The sequence below is a fragment of the Pseudomonas nitroreducens TX1 genome (assembly GCF_000313755.1).
In the GTDB taxonomy this organism is placed as follows: Bacteria; Pseudomonadota; Gammaproteobacteria; order Pseudomonadales; family Pseudomonadaceae; genus Pseudomonas; species Pseudomonas nitroreducens_A.
Window position 1 is genome coordinate 340670 of the sequence record NZ_AMZB01000136.1, and the last position, 16379, is coordinate 357048.

31 protein-coding genes are annotated in these 16379 nt (G+C 58.6%); all 31 read right to left on the reverse strand.

The window, feature by feature from the left end; genetic code table 11:
- Window positions 1-51: 51 nt before the first annotated feature.
- Window positions 52-516 carry a bacterioferritin gene (gene bfr, locus C167_RS0129275; RefSeq protein ID WP_017521891.1) on the reverse strand — a complete coding sequence of 155 codons (465 nt, stop codon included), beginning with the start codon at window positions 514-516 and terminating at the stop codon, window positions 52-54.
- Window positions 517-641: 125 nt separating this feature from the next.
- The gene (gene katA / locus C167_RS0129280) at window positions 642-2090 is read right to left on the reverse strand and encodes a catalase KatA (protein WP_017521892.1); all 1449 of its coding nucleotides are present in this window, start codon (window positions 2088-2090) and stop codon (window positions 642-644) included.
- A 270-nt stretch (window positions 2091-2360) separates the two neighbouring features.
- Complete coding sequence (gene rplQ / locus C167_RS0129285) at window positions 2361-2750, reverse strand: 50S ribosomal protein L17 (RefSeq protein ID WP_015475338.1); 390 nt, start codon at window positions 2748-2750, stop codon at window positions 2361-2363.
- Window positions 2751-2793: 43 nt separating this feature from the next.
- Window positions 2794-3795 carry a DNA-directed RNA polymerase subunit alpha gene (locus tag C167_RS0129290; protein WP_009617182.1) on the reverse strand — a complete coding sequence of 334 codons (1002 nt, stop codon included), beginning with the start codon at window positions 3793-3795 and terminating at the stop codon, window positions 2794-2796.
- Between the two features lie 22 nt (window positions 3796-3817).
- Window positions 3818-4438, reverse strand: coding sequence for a 30S ribosomal protein S4 (gene rpsD, locus C167_RS0129295; RefSeq protein ID WP_017521893.1), 621 nt, complete (start codon window positions 4436-4438; stop codon window positions 3818-3820).
- Window positions 4439-4454: 16 nt separating this feature from the next.
- Window positions 4455-4844, reverse strand: coding sequence for a 30S ribosomal protein S11 (gene rpsK / locus C167_RS0129300; protein WP_003093689.1), 390 nt, complete (start codon window positions 4842-4844; stop codon window positions 4455-4457).
- An 18-nt stretch (window positions 4845-4862) separates the two neighbouring features.
- Window positions 4863-5219: a 30S ribosomal protein S13 gene (gene rpsM / locus C167_RS0129305; RefSeq protein WP_017521894.1), complete on the reverse strand. Its 357-nt coding sequence runs from the start codon at window positions 5217-5219 to the stop codon at window positions 4863-4865.
- 130 nt (window positions 5220-5349) lie between these two features.
- Window positions 5350-5466 (reverse strand): 50S ribosomal protein L36, encoded by a 117-nt coding sequence (rpmJ, locus tag C167_RS0129310; RefSeq protein WP_014854209.1) that lies wholly within the window; start codon window positions 5464-5466, stop codon window positions 5350-5352.
- A gap of 24 nt (window positions 5467-5490) precedes the next feature.
- Entirely contained in the window at window positions 5491-6822 is a 1332-nt protein-coding gene (gene secY, locus C167_RS0129315; RefSeq protein WP_017521895.1) for a preprotein translocase subunit SecY, read from the reverse strand.
- Window positions 6823-7257 (reverse strand): 50S ribosomal protein L15, encoded by a 435-nt coding sequence (rplO, locus tag C167_RS0129320; RefSeq protein WP_017521896.1) that lies wholly within the window; start codon window positions 7255-7257, stop codon window positions 6823-6825. It lies immediately after the preceding gene.
- 3 nt (window positions 7258-7260) lie between these two features.
- Window positions 7261-7437 carry a 50S ribosomal protein L30 gene (rpmD, locus tag C167_RS0129325; RefSeq protein ID WP_009617174.1) on the reverse strand — a complete coding sequence of 59 codons (177 nt, stop codon included), beginning with the start codon at window positions 7435-7437 and terminating at the stop codon, window positions 7261-7263.
- A 2-nt stretch (window positions 7438-7439) separates the two neighbouring features.
- Complete coding sequence (gene rpsE, locus C167_RS0129330) at window positions 7440-7940, reverse strand: 30S ribosomal protein S5 (protein WP_009617173.1); 501 nt, start codon at window positions 7938-7940, stop codon at window positions 7440-7442.
- A gap of 3 nt (window positions 7941-7943) precedes the next feature.
- Window positions 7944-8294, reverse strand: a complete 351-nt coding sequence (rplR, locus tag C167_RS0129335) for a 50S ribosomal protein L18 (RefSeq protein ID WP_017521897.1) — start codon at window positions 8292-8294, stop codon at window positions 7944-7946.
- A gap of 10 nt (window positions 8295-8304) precedes the next feature.
- Window positions 8305-8838 (reverse strand): 50S ribosomal protein L6, encoded by a 534-nt coding sequence (gene rplF, locus C167_RS0129340; RefSeq protein ID WP_015475332.1) that lies wholly within the window; start codon window positions 8836-8838, stop codon window positions 8305-8307.
- A gap of 11 nt (window positions 8839-8849) precedes the next feature.
- Window positions 8850-9242, reverse strand: a complete 393-nt coding sequence (gene rpsH / locus C167_RS0129345; protein ID WP_015475331.1) for a 30S ribosomal protein S8 — start codon at window positions 9240-9242, stop codon at window positions 8850-8852.
- A 189-nt stretch (window positions 9243-9431) separates the two neighbouring features.
- A complete protein-coding gene (gene rpsN / locus C167_RS0129350; protein WP_026079356.1) occupies window positions 9432-9737 on the reverse strand; it encodes a 30S ribosomal protein S14 in 306 nt (101 codons plus the stop codon).
- A gap of 13 nt (window positions 9738-9750) precedes the next feature.
- The gene (gene rplE / locus C167_RS0129355) at window positions 9751-10290 is read right to left on the reverse strand and encodes a 50S ribosomal protein L5 (RefSeq protein WP_017521899.1); all 540 of its coding nucleotides are present in this window, start codon (window positions 10288-10290) and stop codon (window positions 9751-9753) included.
- A 19-nt stretch (window positions 10291-10309) separates the two neighbouring features.
- Window positions 10310-10624, reverse strand: a complete 315-nt coding sequence (rplX, locus tag C167_RS0129360; RefSeq protein WP_017521900.1) for a 50S ribosomal protein L24 — start codon at window positions 10622-10624, stop codon at window positions 10310-10312.
- A 12-nt stretch (window positions 10625-10636) separates the two neighbouring features.
- Entirely contained in the window at window positions 10637-11005 is a 369-nt protein-coding gene (gene rplN, locus C167_RS0129365; RefSeq protein ID WP_017521901.1) for a 50S ribosomal protein L14, read from the reverse strand.
- Window positions 11006-11021: 16 nt separating this feature from the next.
- Complete coding sequence (gene rpsQ, locus C167_RS0129370) at window positions 11022-11288, reverse strand: 30S ribosomal protein S17 (protein ID WP_009617165.1); 267 nt, start codon at window positions 11286-11288, stop codon at window positions 11022-11024.
- 2 nt (window positions 11289-11290) lie between these two features.
- Entirely contained in the window at window positions 11291-11482 is a 192-nt protein-coding gene (gene rpmC, locus C167_RS0129375; RefSeq protein ID WP_003093720.1) for a 50S ribosomal protein L29, read from the reverse strand.
- Window positions 11482-11895 carry a 50S ribosomal protein L16 gene (gene rplP, locus C167_RS0129380; RefSeq protein ID WP_009617163.1) on the reverse strand — a complete coding sequence of 138 codons (414 nt, stop codon included), beginning with the start codon at window positions 11893-11895 and terminating at the stop codon, window positions 11482-11484. The genes rpmC and rplP overlap by 1 nt, the downstream gene beginning before the upstream one ends.
- A gap of 11 nt (window positions 11896-11906) precedes the next feature.
- Window positions 11907-12593 (reverse strand): 30S ribosomal protein S3, encoded by a 687-nt coding sequence (gene rpsC, locus C167_RS0129385; protein WP_015475326.1) that lies wholly within the window; start codon window positions 12591-12593, stop codon window positions 11907-11909.
- Between the two features lie 13 nt (window positions 12594-12606).
- Window positions 12607-12939: a 50S ribosomal protein L22 gene (gene rplV / locus C167_RS0129390; RefSeq protein WP_015475325.1), complete on the reverse strand. Its 333-nt coding sequence runs from the start codon at window positions 12937-12939 to the stop codon at window positions 12607-12609.
- 12 nt (window positions 12940-12951) lie between these two features.
- Window positions 12952-13227 (reverse strand): 30S ribosomal protein S19, encoded by a 276-nt coding sequence (gene rpsS / locus C167_RS0129395; protein WP_017521902.1) that lies wholly within the window; start codon window positions 13225-13227, stop codon window positions 12952-12954.
- Between the two features lie 16 nt (window positions 13228-13243).
- A complete protein-coding gene (gene rplB, locus C167_RS0129400) occupies window positions 13244-14065 on the reverse strand; it encodes a 50S ribosomal protein L2 (RefSeq protein WP_024767388.1) in 822 nt (273 codons plus the stop codon).
- Between the two features lie 11 nt (window positions 14066-14076).
- On the reverse strand, window positions 14077-14376 hold the full coding sequence (rplW, locus tag C167_RS0129405) for a 50S ribosomal protein L23 (RefSeq protein ID WP_015475322.1): 300 nt from the start codon (window positions 14374-14376) through the stop codon (window positions 14077-14079).
- The gene (rplD, locus tag C167_RS0129410) at window positions 14373-14975 is read right to left on the reverse strand and encodes a 50S ribosomal protein L4 (RefSeq protein WP_017521904.1); all 603 of its coding nucleotides are present in this window, start codon (window positions 14973-14975) and stop codon (window positions 14373-14375) included. Before rplD ends, rplW begins: the two co-directional genes overlap by 4 nt.
- Window positions 14976-14989: 14 nt before the next feature.
- On the reverse strand, window positions 14990-15625 hold the full coding sequence (gene rplC, locus C167_RS0129415) for a 50S ribosomal protein L3 (protein ID WP_017521905.1): 636 nt from the start codon (window positions 15623-15625) through the stop codon (window positions 14990-14992).
- Window positions 15626-15707: 82 nt separating this feature from the next.
- A complete protein-coding gene (gene rpsJ / locus C167_RS0129420) occupies window positions 15708-16019 on the reverse strand; it encodes a 30S ribosomal protein S10 (protein ID WP_003243886.1) in 312 nt (103 codons plus the stop codon).
- 155 nt (window positions 16020-16174) lie between these two features.
- Window positions 16175-16379, reverse strand: a 205-nt coding sequence (locus C167_RS0129425) for a hypothetical protein (protein ID WP_017516424.1), incomplete at its 5' end; no start/stop codon positions are given.

Consider the following 16379-nt stretch of genomic DNA (forward strand, 5'->3'; position numbering starts at 1 on the left):
GCCCTTGGAGAAGCGGGTCATGCCCGCGGCAGGCGCGAGAGCGCGCCTGGATCAGAGCTGCGACTGCAGGTAATTCTCCAGGCCCATCTTCTGGATCAGCCCCAGTTGCTGCTCCAGCCAGTAGGCGTGGTCTTCCTCGGTATCGGTCAGTTGCACACGGAGGATGTCGCGGGTGACGAAGTCCTTGTGCTTTTCGCACAGGGCGATGCCCTTGGCCAGCGCGGCGCGGACGTGACGCTCCAGCTTGAGGTCAGCCTCCAGCATCTCCGGCACGGTCTTGCCCGGATGGATGTCGTCCGGACGCATGCGCGGGGTGCCTTCGAGCAGCAGAATGCGGCGCAGCAGGGCGTCTGCGTGCTGGGTTTCCTCTTCCATCTCGTGGTTGAGACGCTCGTAGAGCTTGGTAAAGCCCCAGTCCTCGTACATGCGCGAGTGGATGAAGTACTGGTCGCGAGCGGCCAGCTCACCGGTCAGCAGCGTGTTGAGATAATCGATAACCTCGGCGTGGCCTTGCATCAGCCTTCTCCCTGGGATGTGACAGCGAATTAAACGGCGCTATGGTCGCGACTGGCCATGACCGAGGTCAAGCACCGGAAACGCAGCCGCCCTCCGAGGAGGGCGGCTGGTAGTGCGCGTTGAACTTAGGCGAGCTGCAAGCCAAGGGCCTTGGCGACGCCTTCGCCGTAGGCCGGATCGATGTTGAAGAACAGCGCGAGCTGACGGCGCTGGATAGCCTCCGGCACACCCGCCATGTCACCGGCGATGTTCTGATACAGACGCTGCCGCTGGGCCTCGTCGAACAGGCGGAACAGCGCGGCCGGCTGGCTGTAATAGTCATCGTCCGCGCGGTGGTTCCAGTGATCCGCACTGCCTTCCAGCGTCAGCGGCGGCTCGGAATAGTCCGGCTGCTCCTGCCACTGGTTGAAGCTGTTCGGCTCGTAGGTGACGGTCATGTCGCCATTGTTGCCGTCCACCCGCATGGCGCCGTCGCGGTGGTAGATGCGCGGATTGTTGCGCGCGGCGTTCACCGGGATCTGGTGGTGGTTCACGCCCAGGCGGTAGCGGTGCGCATCGCCGTAGGAGAACAGGCGCCCCTGGAGCATCCGGTCCGGGGAGAAGCCGATGCCGGGAACAATGTTCGCCGGGCTGAAGGCGGACTGCTCGACTTCCGCGAAGTAGTTGGCCGGATTGCGGTTGAGCTCGAAATAGCCCACCTCGATCAGCGGATAGTCACCGTGCGGCCAGACCTTGGTCAGGTCGAACGGGTTGTAGCGGTAGGTCGCCGCTTCCTTCTCCGGCATTACCTGGACGTACATCTTCCAGCGTGGGAAATCGCCGCGCTCGATGGCGTCGTAAAGGTCCCGCTGCGAACTCTCGCGATCAGCGCCGACCAGCTTGGCGGCTTCCTCATTGCTCAGGTTCTCGATGCCCTGCTGGGTCTTGAAGTGGAACTTCACCCAGAAGCGCTCGTTGCTGGCGTTGATGAAGCTGAAGGTGTGGCTGCCGAAGCCGTGAACGTGACGGTAGCTGCGTGGCAGACCTCGGTCGCTGAAGTCGATAGTCAATTGGTGCAGCGCTTCGGGCAGGTGCGAGAAGAAGTCCCACTTCATCGTGGCGTTGCGCAGGTTGGTACGCGGGTCGCGCTTCACCACGTGGTTCAAGTCAGGGAATTTCAGCGGATCGCGGAAGTAGAAGACCGGGGTGTTGTTACCCACCAGGTCCCAGTTGCCTTCCTCGGTGTAGAACTTCAGGGCAAAGCCGCGGATATCACGCTCGGCATCCGCCGCGCCGCGTTCACCGGCGACAGTGGAGAAACGCAGGAACAGCGGGGTCTGCTTGCCGACTTGGGAGAACAGCTTGGCGCGGCTGAAGCGGGTGATGTCATGGGTGACGGTAAAAGTGCCGTAGGCGGCAGAGCCCTTGGCGTGCATGCGGCGCTCAGGAATCACTTCGCGGTCGAAGTGCGCGAGCTTCTCCAGGAACCAGACATCCTGCAGCAGCATCGGGCCCCGCAGGCCGGCGGTCTGGACGTTCTGGTTATCAACGACCGGCGCTCCGGCAGCAGTCGTCAGGCGGGTGTTGTCACTCATCGTTACTCTCCTCAACGGCGGGGTGTTGGAAATCGACATTTCACCCAAGCGGTGGGTGGATCCAACATCCCAATCGGACAATTAAGCGCTTCCTTCAGCTTTGCGGCAGTTGATCCCGCTCACCTAGCAGTAGAAGTCGACGCCGTTAAGGATCGGTGACAACGGGATGGATCAGCCAATTTATTGATTTGAGCTGATCGATAGAGAAAACTTTTCAACAGGCGATAAAAAACCGGGCACAGGGCCCGGTTTCTTATCAAGGCGTGAGCCTTACTCTGCAGCTTCTACTGCTTGGCCGCCAACAGCGCGGTCAATCAGTTCGACGTATGCCATGGGGGCATTGTCGCCGGCGCGGAAGCCGCACTTCAGGATGCGCAGGTAGCCGCCCGGACGGTTGGCGTAGCGCTTGCCCAGTTCGTTGAACAGCTTGCCTACGGCTTCTTTCGAACGGGTACGGTCGAAAGCGAGACGACGGTTGGCAACGCTATCCACTTTAGCCAGGGTGATCAGCGGCTCGGCAACGCGACGCAGTTCCTTGGCCTTGGGCAGGGTGGTTTTGATCAGTTCGTGTTCGAAGAGCGACACAGCCATGTTCTGGAACATAGCCTTGCGGTGCGCGCTGGTGCGGCTCAGGTGACGACCACTTTTACGATGGCGCATGGTTCAATTCCTTTCCAAACTTTACGTTCGGTAGCTACGACGATCAGGCAGTAGCCTTGTCGTCTTTCTTGAGACTTGCCGGCGGCCAGTTGTCGAGGCGCATACCGAGGGACAGACCGCGAGAAGCCAGAACGTCCTTGATTTCGGTCAGGGACTTCTTGCCCAGGTTCGGCGTTTTGAGCAGCTCCACTTCGGTGCGCTGAATCAGGTCACCGATGTAGTAGATGTTCTCTGCCTTCAGGCAGTTGGCCGAACGGACGGTCAGCTCAAGGTCATCGACCGGACGCAGCAGGATCGGATCGATTTCGTCTTCCTGCTCTTCAACGACGGGTTCGCTATCGCCTTTGAGGTCCACGAACGCTGCCAGCTGCTGTTGCAGGATGGTAGCGGCGCGACGGATAGCCTCTTCAGGGTCCAGGGTGCCGTTGGTTTCCAGATCGAGGACCAGCTTGTCCAGGTTGGTACGCTGTTCGACACGGGCGTTCTCGACCACGTAGGCAACACGACGCACGGGGCTGAACGAAGCGTCGAGCTGAAGACGGCCAATGCTACGGCTTTCGTCTTCATCGCTCGAACGGGCATCAGCCGGCTCGTAGCCACGGCCACGAGCGACTTTCAGCTTCATGTTCAGCGCGCCGTTATCGGCCAGGTGGGCGATAACATGGTCACCGTTGACGATCTCGACATCATGATCCAGCTGAATATCGGCAGCGGTCACCACACCCGAGCCCTTTTTCGCCAGGGTCAGCGTCACTTCGTCACGGCCGTGCAGCTTGATGGCCAGGCCTTTCAGGTTGAGCAGGATCTCGATGACGTCTTCCTGCACACCTTCGATGGCGGAGTACTCGTGGAGTACGCCGTCGATCTCGGCCTCGACTACTGCACAGCCAGGCATGGAGGACAACAGGATGCGACGCAGCGCGTTGCCCAGGGTATGGCCGAAACCACGCTCGAGAGGCTCGAGAGTGATCTTGGCGCGGGTTTGGCTGACCACCTGCACATCGATGTGGCGGGGGGTCAGGAACTCATTTACCGAACTCTGCATGGATGCACCTATTTTCTAGCCCTTACTTGGAGTAGAGCTCGACAATCAGGTTTTCGTTGATGTCGGCGGACAGATCGGCACGAGCCGGGACACTTTTGAAGGTGCCAGCTTTCTTGTCGGTGTCCACTTCGACCCACTCAACGCGACCGCGCTGGGCGCACAGGTCCAGAGCTTGGGCGATACGCAGCTGGTTCTTCGATTTCTCGCGAACAGCAACCACATCACCAGCTTTGACCTGGTAGGACGGTACGTTTACGGTCTGACCGTTGACGCTGATGGTCTTGTGGGACACCAGCTGGCGGGATTCGGAACGAGTGGAACCGAAGCCCATACGGTAGACGACGTTGTCCAGGCGGCACTCAAGCAGCTGCAGCAGGTTTTCACCTGTGGAGCCCTTGCGACGGGACGCTTCCTGATAGTAGCCACGGAATTGACGCTCGAGGACGCCGTAGATACGACGGACTTTTTGCTTCTCGCGCAGCTGCAGACCGTAGTCGGACAGACGACCACGGCGCTGGCCGTGCTGACCGGGAACTTGTTCTGCCTTGCATTTCGAGTCGAGGGCACGAACGCCGCTCTTCAGGAAAAGATCAGTGCCTTCGCGGCGGGACAGTTTGCACTTGGGACCAATGTAACGAGCCATTTCTCACTGTCTCCTATTACACGCGACGCTTTTTCGGCGGACGGCAGCCGTTATGCGGGATCGGGGTTACGTCGGTGATGCTGGCGATCTTGTAACCGCAGGCATTCAGCGCACGAACAGCCGACTCGCGGCCCGGGCCCGGGCCTTTGACGTTGACGTCAAGGTTCTTCAGACCGTATTCCAGAGCAGCCTGGCCGGCACGCTCGGCCGCTACCTGGGCAGCGAACGGGGTGCTCTTACGCGAGCCACGGAAGCCCGAACCACCCGAGGTGGCCCAGGACAGCGCGTTGCCCTGACGATCAGTGATGGTAACGATGGTGTTGTTGAAGGACGCGTGGATGTGCGCGATCCCGTCGACCACCGTCTTTTTGACTTTCTTGCGAGGACGAGCAGCAGGTTTTGCCATGACTAGATTCCTAAGCGATTACTTGCGGATCGGCTTACGCGGGCCCTTACGGGTGCGCGCGTTGGTCTTGGTGCGCTGACCGCGAACCGGCAGACCACGACGATGACGCAGACCGCGGTAGCAACCGAGGTCCATCAGACGCTTGATGTTCATGTTGATTTCGCGGCGCAGGTCACCTTCGGTGGTCAGCTTGGCCACCTCGGTACGCAGCGAATCAATCTGCTCTTCGCTCAGGTCCTTGATCTTTGCAGCCGGGCTGATGCCGGTGGCTGCACAGATGCTCTGTGCGGTAGTGCGACCAACACCATAGATGTAGGTCAGCGAGATAACAGTGTGCTTGTTATCCGGAATGTTTACGCCTGCAATACGGGCCATTCAGAAAAACTCCAATTGACAGCTACCCGGCGCCCAGGGAGCCAAGAAAGGGCGCGGATATTAGCGCTGTAAAAACAAATAATCAACCCGGCAGCACACTAGCTGCCGGGTTATAACGCGTGATTCACACTCAGCCTTGGCGCTGCTTGTGACGCGGCTCCGCGCTGCAGATCACACGAACGACGCCTTCGCGACGGACGATCTTGCAGTTACGGCACAGCTTCTTAACCGATGCACGAACTTTCATCAGTGACTCCTCGAACCTTACGGATTAGCGCAGCAGACCGCTGCCATAGCCCTTCAGGTTGGCTTTCTTCATGAGGGATTCGTACTGGTGAGAAACGAGGTGCGATTGTACTTGAGCCATAAAGTCCATCACAACCACGACCACGATCAGCAACGAGGTCCCGCCAAGGTAGAACGGTACGTGGGCAGCTACGACCAGGAACTGGGGCAGCAGGCACACAGCCGTCATGTACAGGGCACCGAACATGGTCAAACGGGTCAGCACGCCATCGATGTAGCGAGCAGACTGTTCACCCGGACGAATACCCGGAATAAATGCACCGGACTTCTTGAGGTTTTCCGCCACGTCCTTCGGGTTGAACATCAGCGCTGTATAGAAGAAGCAGAAGAAAACGATCCCTGCACTAAACAGCAGAATGTTCAGCGGCTGACCAGGCGCGATCGCTTGCGCGACGTCCTGCAGCCAACCCAGGCCTTCCGACTGACCGAACCAGGCACCCAGGGATGCAGGGAACAGCAGGATGCTGCTGGCGAAGATCGCAGGGATGACACCCGCCATGTTCACTTTCAGCGGCAGATGGCTCGTTTGAGCGGCAAACACCTTGCGACCTTGCTGGCGCTTGGCGTAATGCACGGCGATTCGACGCTGACCACGCTCGATGAACACCACGAACGCGATGATGGCCACGGCCAGCAGGCCGATGGCGATCAGGGCGAAGATGTTGATGTCACCTTGACGCGCAGACTCGAAGGACTGGCCGATTGCTCGGGGCAGGCCCGCGACGATACCGGAGAAGATCAACATGGAGATGCCGTTACCGACACCCCGCTCGGTGATCTGCTCACCCAGCCACATCATGAACAGTGCACCCGCCACGAAGGTGGTGACCGACACGAAGTAGAAGCCGAAGTCGTTGGAGAAGGCCACACCCTGGCTACCCAGGCCAATGGACATGCCAATGGCCTGGACGAGTGCCAGGGCGAGAGTTGCGTAGCGGGTGTACTGGCTGATCTTGCGACGCCCAGACTCACCCTCTTTCTTCAACTGCTCCAGCTGCGGGCTGATAGCGGTCATGAGCTGCATGATGATCGATGCCGAAATGTACGGCATGATCCCCAGTGCAAAGATACTCATGCGCTCCAGCGCGCCGCCGGAAAACATGTTGAAGAGGCTAAGAATGGTCCCCTCGTTCTGCCGGAACAGTGCCGCCAAGCGATCAGGGTTGATGCCCGGAACTGGGATATGCGCGCCGATCCGATAGACGATGATCGCCAGGAACAGGAAACGCAGACGTGCCCAGAGCTCGGACAAACCACCACCGTTGCTCAGCGCAGAGAGAGCACCTTGCTTAGCCATTTAGTCCTCGATTTTGCCGCCAGCTGCTTCGATAGCCGCACGAGCGCCCTTGGTGGCGCCGATGCCTTTCAGAGTGACCGCGCGAGTAACGTCGCCCGACAGCATGACTTTCACACGCTGTACGTTCTGGTTAATCACGTTGGCATCTTTCAGGGCCTGCACGGTTACGACATCACCCTCAACCTTGGCCAGTTCGGAAGTGCGCACTTCTGCGCGATCCATGGCTTTCAGCGAGTTGAAGCCGAACTTCGGCAGACGACGGTGCAGCGGCTGCTGACCACCCTCGAAGCCCGGAGCGATGGAGCCACCGGAGCGGGAGGTTTGACCTTTGTGACCACGGCCACCGGTCTTGCCCAGACCGCTACCGATGCCACGGCCCGGACGGTGCTTTTCGCGACGGGCACCCGGCGCGGAACGCAGATCGTTCAGTTGCATGGATTAACCCTCCACACGCAGCAGGTAGTAAGCCTTGTTAATCATGCCGCGGTTTTCAGGAGTGTCCTGAACTTCGACGGTGTGATTAATGCGACGCAGGCCGAGGCCTTTGACGCAAGCCTTGTGATTGGCCAGACGGCCGTTCAGGCTCTTGATCAGGGTAACTTTGACAGTTGCCATGGTTAGAGAATCTCCTCGACGCTCTTGCCACGCTTGGCCGCTACCGACTCAGGGGACTGCATGTTCTTCAGGCCCTTGAAGGTTGCGTAGACCACGTTCACCGGGTTGGTGGAGCCGTAGCACTTCGCCAGAACGTTCTGCACACCGGCCACTTCCAGGACAGCACGCATGGCGCCGCCGGCGATGATGCCGGTACCTTCGGAAGCCGGCTGCATGTACACCTTGGAGGCGCCATGAGCGGACTTGGTCGGGTACTGCAGGGTGGTGCCGTTCAGATCAACCTGGATCATGTTACGGCGAGCAGCTTCCATTGCCTTCTGGATAGCGGCCGGCACTTCACGCGCCTTGCCACGGCCGAAGCCAACACGGCCCTTGCCATCGCCAACCACGGTCAGCGCGGTGAAGGCGAAGATACGGCCACCTTTTACGGTTTTGGCGACGCGGTTCACTTGAACCAGCTTCTCGATGTAGCCTTCGTCGCGCTTTTGATCGTTGTTTGCCATAACTTAGAACTCCAGACCGCCTTCACGAGCGGCATCAGCCAGGGCCTTGATACGACCGTGGTACTTGAAGCCAGAACGGTCGAACGCCACCTGAGTGACGCCGGCAGCCTTGGCGCGTTCCGCGACCAGTTGACCAACTTTCTTGGCTGCGTCGACGTTGCCAGTGGCAGCTTCGCGCAGTTCTTTGTCCAGGGTCGAGGCGCTGGCCAGGACCTTGCCACCATCGGCTGCAATGACCTGGGCGTAGATGTGCTGGGAAGAGCGATACACGCAGAGGCGTACGGCTTCCAGTTCGCGCATCTTCAGGCGAGCCTTGCGAGCGCGGCGCAGACGGGTTTCTTTCTTGACGCTCATTTGCTATGCCCTACTTCTTCTTGGCTTCTTTACGAAGGACGACTTCGTCGGCGTAACGCACGCCCTTGCCTTTGTACGGCTCCGGCGGACGGAAGTCGCGGATTTCCGCGGCAACCTGACCAACCAGCTGCTTGTCGATACCCTTGATCAGGATGTCGGTCTGGCTGGGGGTTTCCGCGACGATGCCGGCAGGCAGTTCGTAATCAACCGGGTGGGAGAAGCCGAGAGCCAGGGACAGCACTTGGCCTTTGGCCTGCGCCTTGTAACCAACACCAACCAGCTGGAGCTTGCGCTCGAAGCCCTGGCTGACGCCGATTACCATGTTGTTGACCAGAGCGCGGGTGGTACCGGCCATGGCACGGGTCTGCTGGTCGCCGTTACGCGCAGCGAAACGCAGCTCACCGTTGTCCTGAATGACTTCGACGGACGGATGTACTTTCAGCTCGAGAGCGCCTTTGGCACCCTTGATCGAAAGTTCCTGACCAGCCAGCTTGATTTCAACGCCGGCAGGCAGAATGACGGGGTTCTTAGCAACGCGAGACATGCTGATTCCCCTTAGAACACAGTGCAGAGCACTTCGCCACCGACGCCAGCGGCACGGGCAGCACGATCAGTCATCACACCTTTGTTGGTGGAGACGATCGAAACACCCAAACCGCCACGAACTTTCGGCAGCTGGTCTACGGATTTGTACTGGCGCAGGCCAGGACGGCTGATTCGCTTCACTTCCTCGATGACAGGCTTGCCTTCGAAGTACTTCAGCTCAATCGACAGCAGAGGCTTGGCCTCGGCAGTGACTTGGAAATCCGCAATGTAACCTTCGTCCTTGAGGACTTTGGCGACTGCCGCTTTCAGCTTGGAAGACGGCATGCTCACGACGGTCTTCTCAGCCATCTGGGCATTACGGATGCGAGTTAGCATGTCTGCTAACGGGTCCTGCATACTCATGGGCTTAATGCTCCTGATACAAAAGATAAGCCTTCAACTTCATAACTCGCCCTCAAAACGCCGGACGAACTAAAACCCGGACTCGGGGGAGCCGGGTATTCTAGAGACCGCTTAAAAACGAATCAAGCCCCACGAGGGGGCTTGATTCGCAAAGCGATCAACGGAGCCGTCGCCGACTCCGTCTAGCACTTACCAGCTGGCTTTCACCAGGCCCGGTACGTCACCGCGCATTGCTGCTTCACGCAGCTTGTTACGGCTCAGGCCGAACTTGCGGTAGTAACCGTGCGGACGACCGGTCAGGCGGCAACGGTTACGCAAGCGGCTGGCGCTCGCGTCACGCGGTTGCTTCTGCAGGGCGACCTGGGCATTCCAACGATCTTCAGCCGAAGTATTCGGATTAGCGATGATCGCTTTCAGCTCGGCACGCTTCTTGGCGTACTTGGCTACCGTTTGCTGACGCTTCAGCTCACGGTTCTTCATGCTCTCTTTAGCCATGGTCCTACTCCAATCAGTTGCGGAACGGGAATTTGAAGGCGCGCAGCAGGGCACGACCTTCATCATCCGAACGCGCGGTGGTGGTCAGAGTGATATCCATACCGCGGAGGGCGTCGATCTTGTCGTAATCGATTTCCGGGAAGATGATCTGCTCTTTGACGCCCATGCTGTAGTTGCCACGGCCGTCGAAGGACTTGGCGTTCAGACCGCGGAAGTCACGAACGCGCGGCAAGGAGATCGACAGCAGACGGTCCAGGAACTCGTACATGCGATCGCCACGCAGGGTGACTTTCACGCCGATCGGCCAGCCTTCACGAATCTTGAAGCCAGCGATGGACTTACGAGCGTAAGTCACAACCGGCTTCTGACCCGCGATCTTTTCCAGATCAGCTACGGCGCTCTCGATGACTTTCTTGTCGCCGACAGCTTCGCCAAGACCCATGTTCAGGGTGATTTTGGTAACGCGCGGAACTTCCATCACGTTCGCCAGCTGAAGCTCTTGCTTCAGCTTGGGAGCGATTTCCTTCCGATAAATTTCTTTCAATCGTGCCATGGTGATCTACCTAGCTCCCTCAAGCCTGAACCGGTTTCTGGGTCGACTTGAAGACACGAATCTTCTTACCGTCTTCGACTTTGAAACCAACGCGGTCAGCCTTGTTGGTTTCAGCGTTGAAGATAGCGACGTTGGAGACGTGCAGAGGCGCCTCCTTCTCGACGATCCCGCCTTGCTGGTTGAGCATGGGGTTGGGCTTGGTGTGGCGCTTGACCAGGTTCACACCACCAACGACCAGACGGTCGTCAGCCAGAACCTTGATCACTTTGCCACGCTTGCCCTTGTCCTTGCCGGCAATGACGATGATTTCGTCGTCACGACGAATTTTTTGCATGACGGCTACTCCTTACAGCACTTCAGGGGCAAGGGAGACGATCTTCATGAACTTCTCGGTACGAAGTTCACGAGTCACCGGCCCGAAGATACGGGTGCCGATCGGCTCCTGCTTGTTGTTCAGCAGGACGGCGGCGTTGCCGTCGAAGCGAATGATGGAACCGTCGGTACGACGTACGCCGTGCTTGGTGCGAACGACCACGGCAGTCATTACCTGGCCCTTCTTCACCTTGCCACGCGGAATTGCTTCCTTGACGGTGACCTTGATGATGTCGCCAATGCCGGCGTAACGGCGGTGGGAACCGCCGAGCACCTTGATGCACATTACGCGACGCGCGCCGCTGTTATCAGCGACTTCGAGCATGGATTGAGTCTGAATCATCTTCTATCTCCGACCCTTAGACTTCAACCGCGCGCTCGACGATATCAACCAGGGTCCAGGCCTTGGTCTTGGCCAGCGGACGAGTCTCGCGAATGGTGACCAGGTCACCAATGCGGCACTGATTGGTTTCGTCGTGTGCGTGCAGTTTGGTCGAACGCTTCACGTATTTGCCGTAGATCGGGTGCTTAACGCGACGCTCGATCAGTACGGTGACGGTCTTGTCCATCTTGTCGCTGACGACGCGGCCAGTCAGCGTGCGGACGGTTTTCTGAGCTTCAGCCATGATTACTTACCTGCTTGCTGGTTGAGCACAGTTTTCACGCGAGCGATGTCGCGCTTAACCTGCGAGAGCAGGTGAGACTGCCCCAACTGGCCAGTTGCTTTCTGCATGCGCAGATTGAACTGGTCGCGCAGCAGGCCGAGCAGTTGCTCGTTCAGCTGCTCAACGGATTTTTCACGAAGTTCATTCGCTTTCATCACATCACCGTCCGCTTAACAAAGGAGGTGGCGAGCGGCAGCTTTGCAGCAGCCAGGGCGAATGCCTCACGCGCCAGCTCTTCGGATACACCCTCGATCTCGTACAGGACCTTGCCCGGTTGAATCTGGGCCACCCAGTACTCGACGCCGCCCTTACCTTTACCCATACGTACTTCCAGGGGCTTCTTGGTAACCGGCTTGTCGGGGAATACACGGATCCAGATCTTGCCGCCACGTTTTACGTGACGGGTCAGCGCACGACGCGCGGACTCGATCTGACGTGCAGTGAGACGGCCACGGCTGGTTGCCTTGAGGGCGAACTCGCCGAAGCTGACTTTGGAACCGCGATGAGCCAGGCCACGGTTGTGACCGGTCATTTGTTTGCGGAACTTCGTACGCTTGGGTTGCAGCATTTGCGTACTCCTTACTTAGCAGCTTTTTTACGAGGAGCGGGCGCTACAGGCTTGAGCTCTTCCTGGCGGCCACCAATGACCTCGCCTTTGAAGATCCAAACCTTCACACCGATCACACCGTAGGTGGTGTGCGCTTCGTAGGTTGCATAGTCGATGTCGGCACGCAGGGTGTGCAGGGGCACACGACCTTCGCGATACCATTCGGTACGAGCGATTTCAGCGCCGCCCAGACGACCGCTTACCTGGATCTTGATGCCTTTGGCACCAATGCGCATGGCGTTCTGTACAGCGCGCTTCATGGCGCGACGGAACATAACGCGACGCTCCAGCTGCTGAGCTACGCTTTGCGCAACCAGCATACCGTCGAGTTCCGGCTTGCGGATCTCTTCGATGTTGATGTGCACGGGCACACCCATTTGCTTGGTCAGGTCCTGACGCAGCTTCTCAACATCTTCACCTTTCTTGCCGATCACGATGCCGGGACGAGCGGTGTGGATGGTGATACGTGCAGTCTGAGCCGGACGATGGATATCGATACGGCTTACGGACGCGCTTTTTAGTTTGTCTTGGAGATACTCACGTACCTTCAGGTCGGCGAACAGATAATCGGCGTAAGTGCGCTTATCTGCGTACCAAACGGAGGTGTGCTCCTTGACGATACCCAGGCGGATGCCATTGGGATGTACTTTCTGACCCATCTGATCGACTCCGTTACTTGTCCGCAACCTTGACAGTGATATGGCAAGACCGCTTGACGATGCGATCAGCACGGCCTTTGGCACGCGGCATGATGCGCTTGAGCGAACGACCTTCGTTGACGAAGACGGTGGAGACTTTGAGATCGTCTACATCGGCGCCTTCGTTGTGCTCGGCGTTGGCAACGGCCGACTCCAGCACTTTCTTCATGATCTCGGCGGCTTTCTTGTTGCTGAAAGCCAGGAGGTTGAGCGCGTCGCCCACCTTCTTCCCGCGGATCTGGTCGGCGACCAAGCGGGCTTTCTGGGCGGAGATACGAGCGCCCGAGAGCTTAGCGGCTACTTCCATCTTCCTTACCCCTTAACGCTTGGCTTTCTTGTCCGCAGCGTGCCCACGATAAGTGCGGGTAGCAGCGAACTCGCCGAGTTTGTGACCGACCATGTCTTCGTTGACCAGAACCGGCACGTGTTGACGGCCGTTGTGGACAGCGATGGTCAGACCAACCATGTGCGGCATGATCATAGAACGGCGCGACCAGGTCTTGATCGGCTTGCGGTCGTTCTTTTCTACCGCCACTTCGATCTTCTTCAGCAGGTGAAGATCGATAAAAGGACCTTTTTTCAGAGAACGTGGCACTGTCGTATCCCTCTATTTACTTGCGGCGACGGACGATCATGTTGTCGGTACGCTTGTTCGCGCGAGTCTTCTTACCCTTGGTCTGAAGACCCCACGGCGATACCGGATGACGACCAGCAGAGGTACGACCTTCACCACCACCATGCGGGTGGTCGACCGGGTTCATGGCAACACCACGAACGGTCGGGCGAACGCCACGCCAGCGCTTGGCACCAGCTTTACCCAGCGAACGCAGGCTGTGCTCGGAGTTCGAGACTTCGCCCAGGGTCGCACGGCAGTCAGCCAGAACTTTGCGCATTTCGCCGGAACGCAGACGTACGGTTACGTAAGCGCCTTCACGGGCAACCAGCTGAGCCGAAGCGCCAGCGGAGCGAGCGATCTGAGCGCCTTTACCAGGCTTCAGCTCGATACCGTGGATGGTGCTACCCACCGGGATGTTGCGCAGCGGCATGTTGTTGCCGGCCTTGATCGGAGCGCCGATACCGGAGATCAGTTGATCACCAGCCACCACGCCTTTGGGGGCGATGATGTAGCGACGCTCGCCGTCCGCGTATTTCAGCAGAGCGATGTGAGCAGTACGGTTCGGATCGTATTCGACGCGCTCAACGATGGCAGGGATGCCATCCTTGTTGCGACGGAAGTCGACCAGACGATAGTGCTGCTTGTGGCCACCACCGATATGACGGGTGGTGATACGACCGTTGTTGTTACGGCCGCCCGACTTGGACTTCTTCTCGAGCAGGGGAGCGAACGGAGCACCTTTGTGCAGGTCCTGGTTCACTACCTTGACGACGAAACGACGACCAGCGGAAGTCGGTTTGCATTTAACGATTGCCATGATGCACCCCTTTACTCAGCGCCAGCTGCGAAATCGAGATCCTGGCCCGGCTGGAGAGCGATGTACGCTTTTTTCCAGTCGTTACGCTTGCCCAGGCCGCGAACGGTACGCTTGGTCTTGCCCTGAACATTCAGGGTGGTGACGCGACGCACTTTCACGCCGAACAGGCTTTCTACGGCCTTCTTGATTTCCAGCTTGGTTGCATCAGTGGCAACCTTGAAAACGAATTGGCTGTTGCCGTCCGCCAGGCCAGTGGCCTTCTCGGAGATATGCGGGCCCAGCAGCACTTTGAATACGCGTTCCTGGTTCATGCCAGCAGCTCCTCGAACTTCTTCACGGCGGACACGGTGACGAGCACCTTGTCGTAGGCGATGAGGCTGACCGGATCGGAAGCCTGGACGTCACGTACATCGACGTGGGCCAGGTTGCGAGCTGCCAGGTACAGGTTCTCATCGACGCCTTCGGTGACGATCAGTACATCTTTCAGGCCCAGGCCTTCCAGCTTGCTGACCAGACCCTTGGTCTTCGGTGCATCGACAGCGAAGTCGGCAACGACAACCAGACGATCCAGACGAACCAGCTCGGAGAGGATGGAGCGCAGTGCTGCGCGGTACATCTTCTTGTTGAGCTTCTGGGAGTGATCCTGGGGCTTGGCTGCGAAGGTCGCGCCGCCGCCACGCCAGATGGGGCTACGGATGGTGCCAGCACGAGCACGACCGGTGCCCTTCTGACGCCACGGCTTCTTGCCACCACCGGAGACTTCGGAACGAGTCTTCTGAGCCTTGGTGCCCTGACGGCCGCCAGCCATGTAGGCGACGACTGCCTGGTGAACCAGGGTCTCGTTGAATTCGCTGCCAAAGGTACGCTCGGAAACCTCGATCGCCTGAGCGCCATTTACATTCAGTTGCATCTCAGCTTCCTCTCTTAACCGCGAGCCTTGGCTGCCGGACGCACCAGCACATCACCACCGGTAGCACCGGGAACGGCACCTTTGACCAGCAGCAGATTGCGCTCTGCATCGACACGTACGACTTCCAGGGATTGAACGGTTACACGCTCAGCACCCAGGTGGCCGGACATTTTCTTGCCCTTGAACACTCGACCAGGAGTCTGGCACTGGCCGATGGAACCCGGGACGCGGTGGGAAACGGAGTTACCGTGGGTGTTATCTTGGCCACGGAAGTTCCAGCGCTTGATGGTACCGGCGAAGCCTTTACCCTTGGACTCGCCAGTAACGTCTACCAGCTGACCGGCCTGGAACAGATCGACAGAGATGGAATCGCCTGCCTTGAACTCCTCTTCGCCCAGACGGAATTCCCACACGCCGCGACCGGCGGCGACATTCGCCTTGGCAAAGTGACCGGCTTGCGCCTTGGTCACGCGAGAAGCACGGCGCTCGCCAGCAGTTACCTGCACGGCGCGATAGCCATCGCTTTCTTCGTTTTTGAACTGGGTGACGCGATTCGGCTCGACTTCAATGACCGTAACCGGAATAGAGACACCATCTTCGGTGAAGATGCGGGTCATGCCGCACTTACGACCGACAACACCAATTGTCATCTTTAGAACCTCTTTAGTGTACGGGGCTTTCACCCGCTATGGCCGCCCATTTCAGAGCGTTACACGACCAATGCCGAAGGCATTAGCCGAGGCTGATCTGTACTTCGACGCCAGCAGCAAGGTCGAGCTTCATCAGCGCATCGACGGTTTTGTCGGTCGGCTGAACGATGTCGAGCACACGCTTGTGGGTACGAATTTCGTACTGGTCACGAGCGTCCTTGTTGACGTGCGGGGAAATCAGCACGGTGTAACGTTCCTTGCGGGTCGGCAGAGGAATCGGACCACGCACCTGAGCGCCAGTACGTTTCGCGGTTTCCACGATTTCCTGGGTAGATTGGTCGATCAGGCGATGGTCAAAAGCCTTCAACCGAATACGGATTTGTTGATTTTGCATTTGACCTCAGACTCCAAGTTGCCATTCCCAACGGACGGACTCCGCCCGTTAAAAGGAGGCGCAATTGTACGGATGCGCCTGGGGGGTGTCAATATTTAACCAACTCAACGAAAAAGGGACCCCGAAGGGTCCCTTTTTCTGCAGCGGATCAGCGATTACTCGATGATCTTGGCAACCACGCCGGCGCCAACGGTACGGCCGCCTTCGCGAATCGCGAAGCGCAGGCCATCTTCCATGGCGATCGGAGCGATCAGGGTGACAACCATTTTCACGTTGTCGCCCGGCATTACCATCTCAACGCCTTCCGGCAGTTCGCAGTTGCCGGTTACGTCGGTGGTACGGAAGTAGAACTGCGGACGG

What these genes read in the sequence shown, in the direction of transcription:
- secY (WP_017521895.1), bottom strand. Translation starts at nt 6,822, where the DNA reads ATGGCTAAGCAAGGTGCTCTCTCTGCGCTGAGCAACGGTGGTGGTTTG.
- rplE (WP_017521899.1), bottom strand. Translation starts at nt 10,290, where the DNA reads ATGGCACGATTGAAAGAAATTTATCGGAAGGAAATCGCTCCCAAGCTG.
- rplR (WP_017521897.1), bottom strand. Translation starts at nt 8,294, where the DNA reads ATGAGCGTCAAGAAAGAAACCCGTCTGCGCCGCGCTCGCAAGGCTCGC.
- rpmJ (WP_014854209.1), bottom strand. Translation starts at nt 5,466, where the DNA reads ATGAAAGTTCGTGCATCGGTTAAGAAGCTGTGCCGTAACTGCAAGATC.
- rplQ (WP_015475338.1), bottom strand. Translation starts at nt 2,750, where the DNA reads ATGCGCCATCGTAAAAGTGGTCGTCACCTGAGCCGCACCAGCGCGCAC.
- rpsC (WP_015475326.1), bottom strand. Translation starts at nt 12,593, where the DNA reads ATGGGTCAGAAAGTACATCCCAATGGCATCCGCCTGGGTATCGTCAAG.
- rpsM (WP_017521894.1), bottom strand. Translation starts at nt 5,219, where the DNA reads ATGGCCCGTATTGCAGGCGTAAACATTCCGGATAACAAGCACACTGTT.
- rplC (WP_017521905.1), bottom strand. Translation starts at nt 15,625, where the DNA reads ATGACAATTGGTGTTGTCGGTCGTAAGTGCGGCATGACCCGCATCTTC.
- rplD (WP_017521904.1), bottom strand. Translation starts at nt 14,975, where the DNA reads ATGCAACTGAATGTAAATGGCGCTCAGGCGATCGAGGTTTCCGAGCGT.
- rpsQ (WP_009617165.1), bottom strand. Translation starts at nt 11,288, where the DNA reads ATGGCTGAAGCTCAGAAAACCGTCCGCACGCTGACTGGCCGCGTCGTC.
- rpsH (WP_015475331.1), bottom strand. Translation starts at nt 9,242, where the DNA reads ATGAGTATGCAGGACCCGTTAGCAGACATGCTAACTCGCATCCGTAAT.
- rpsJ (WP_003243886.1), bottom strand. Translation starts at nt 16,019, where the DNA reads ATGCAAAATCAACAAATCCGTATTCGGTTGAAGGCTTTTGACCATCGC.
- bfr (WP_017521891.1), bottom strand. Translation starts at nt 516, where the DNA reads ATGCAAGGCCACGCCGAGGTTATCGATTATCTCAACACGCTGCTGACC.
- rpmC (WP_003093720.1), bottom strand. Translation starts at nt 11,482, where the DNA reads ATGAAAGCGAATGAACTTCGTGAAAAATCCGTTGAGCAGCTGAACGAG.
- rplN (WP_017521901.1), bottom strand. Translation starts at nt 11,005, where the DNA reads ATGATTCAGACTCAATCCATGCTCGAAGTCGCTGATAACAGCGGCGCG.
- rplV (WP_015475325.1), bottom strand. Translation starts at nt 12,939, where the DNA reads ATGGAAGTAGCCGCTAAGCTCTCGGGCGCTCGTATCTCCGCCCAGAAA.
- rpsD (WP_017521893.1), bottom strand. Translation starts at nt 4,438, where the DNA reads ATGGCTCGTTACATTGGTCCCAAGTGCAAACTGTCCCGCCGCGAAGGC.
- rplF (WP_015475332.1), bottom strand. Translation starts at nt 8,838, where the DNA reads ATGTCTCGCGTTGCTAAGAACCCCGTCATTCTGCCTGCCGGCGTTGAA.
- rplO (WP_017521896.1), bottom strand. Translation starts at nt 7,257, where the DNA reads ATGCAACTGAACGATCTGCGTTCCGCGCCGGGTGCCCGTCGCGAAAAG.
- rplW (WP_015475322.1), bottom strand. Translation starts at nt 14,376, where the DNA reads ATGAACCAGGAACGCGTATTCAAAGTGCTGCTGGGCCCGCATATCTCC.
- rplB (WP_024767388.1), bottom strand. Translation starts at nt 14,065, where the DNA reads ATGGCAATCGTTAAATGCAAACCGACTTCCGCTGGTCGTCGTTTCGTC.
- rpmD (WP_009617174.1), bottom strand. Translation starts at nt 7,437, where the DNA reads ATGGCAACTGTCAAAGTTACCCTGATCAAGAGCCTGAACGGCCGTCTG.
- C167_RS0129290 (WP_009617182.1), bottom strand. Translation starts at nt 3,795, where the DNA reads ATGCAGAGTTCGGTAAATGAGTTCCTGACCCCCCGCCACATCGATGTG.
- rpsE (WP_009617173.1), bottom strand. Translation starts at nt 7,940, where the DNA reads ATGGCAAACAACGATCAAAAGCGCGACGAAGGCTACATCGAGAAGCTG.
- rpsN (WP_026079356.1), bottom strand. Translation starts at nt 9,737, where the DNA reads ATGGCTAAAGAGAGCATGAAGAACCGTGAGCTGAAGCGTCAGCAAACG.
- katA (WP_017521892.1), bottom strand. Translation starts at nt 2,090, where the DNA reads ATGAGTGACAACACCCGCCTGACGACTGCTGCCGGAGCGCCGGTCGTT.
- rplP (WP_009617163.1), bottom strand. Translation starts at nt 11,895, where the DNA reads ATGCTGCAACCCAAGCGTACGAAGTTCCGCAAACAAATGACCGGTCAC.
- rpsK (WP_003093689.1), bottom strand. Translation starts at nt 4,844, where the DNA reads ATGGCAAAACCTGCTGCTCGTCCTCGCAAGAAAGTCAAAAAGACGGTG.
- rplX (WP_017521900.1), bottom strand. Translation starts at nt 10,624, where the DNA reads ATGCAAAAAATTCGTCGTGACGACGAAATCATCGTCATTGCCGGCAAG.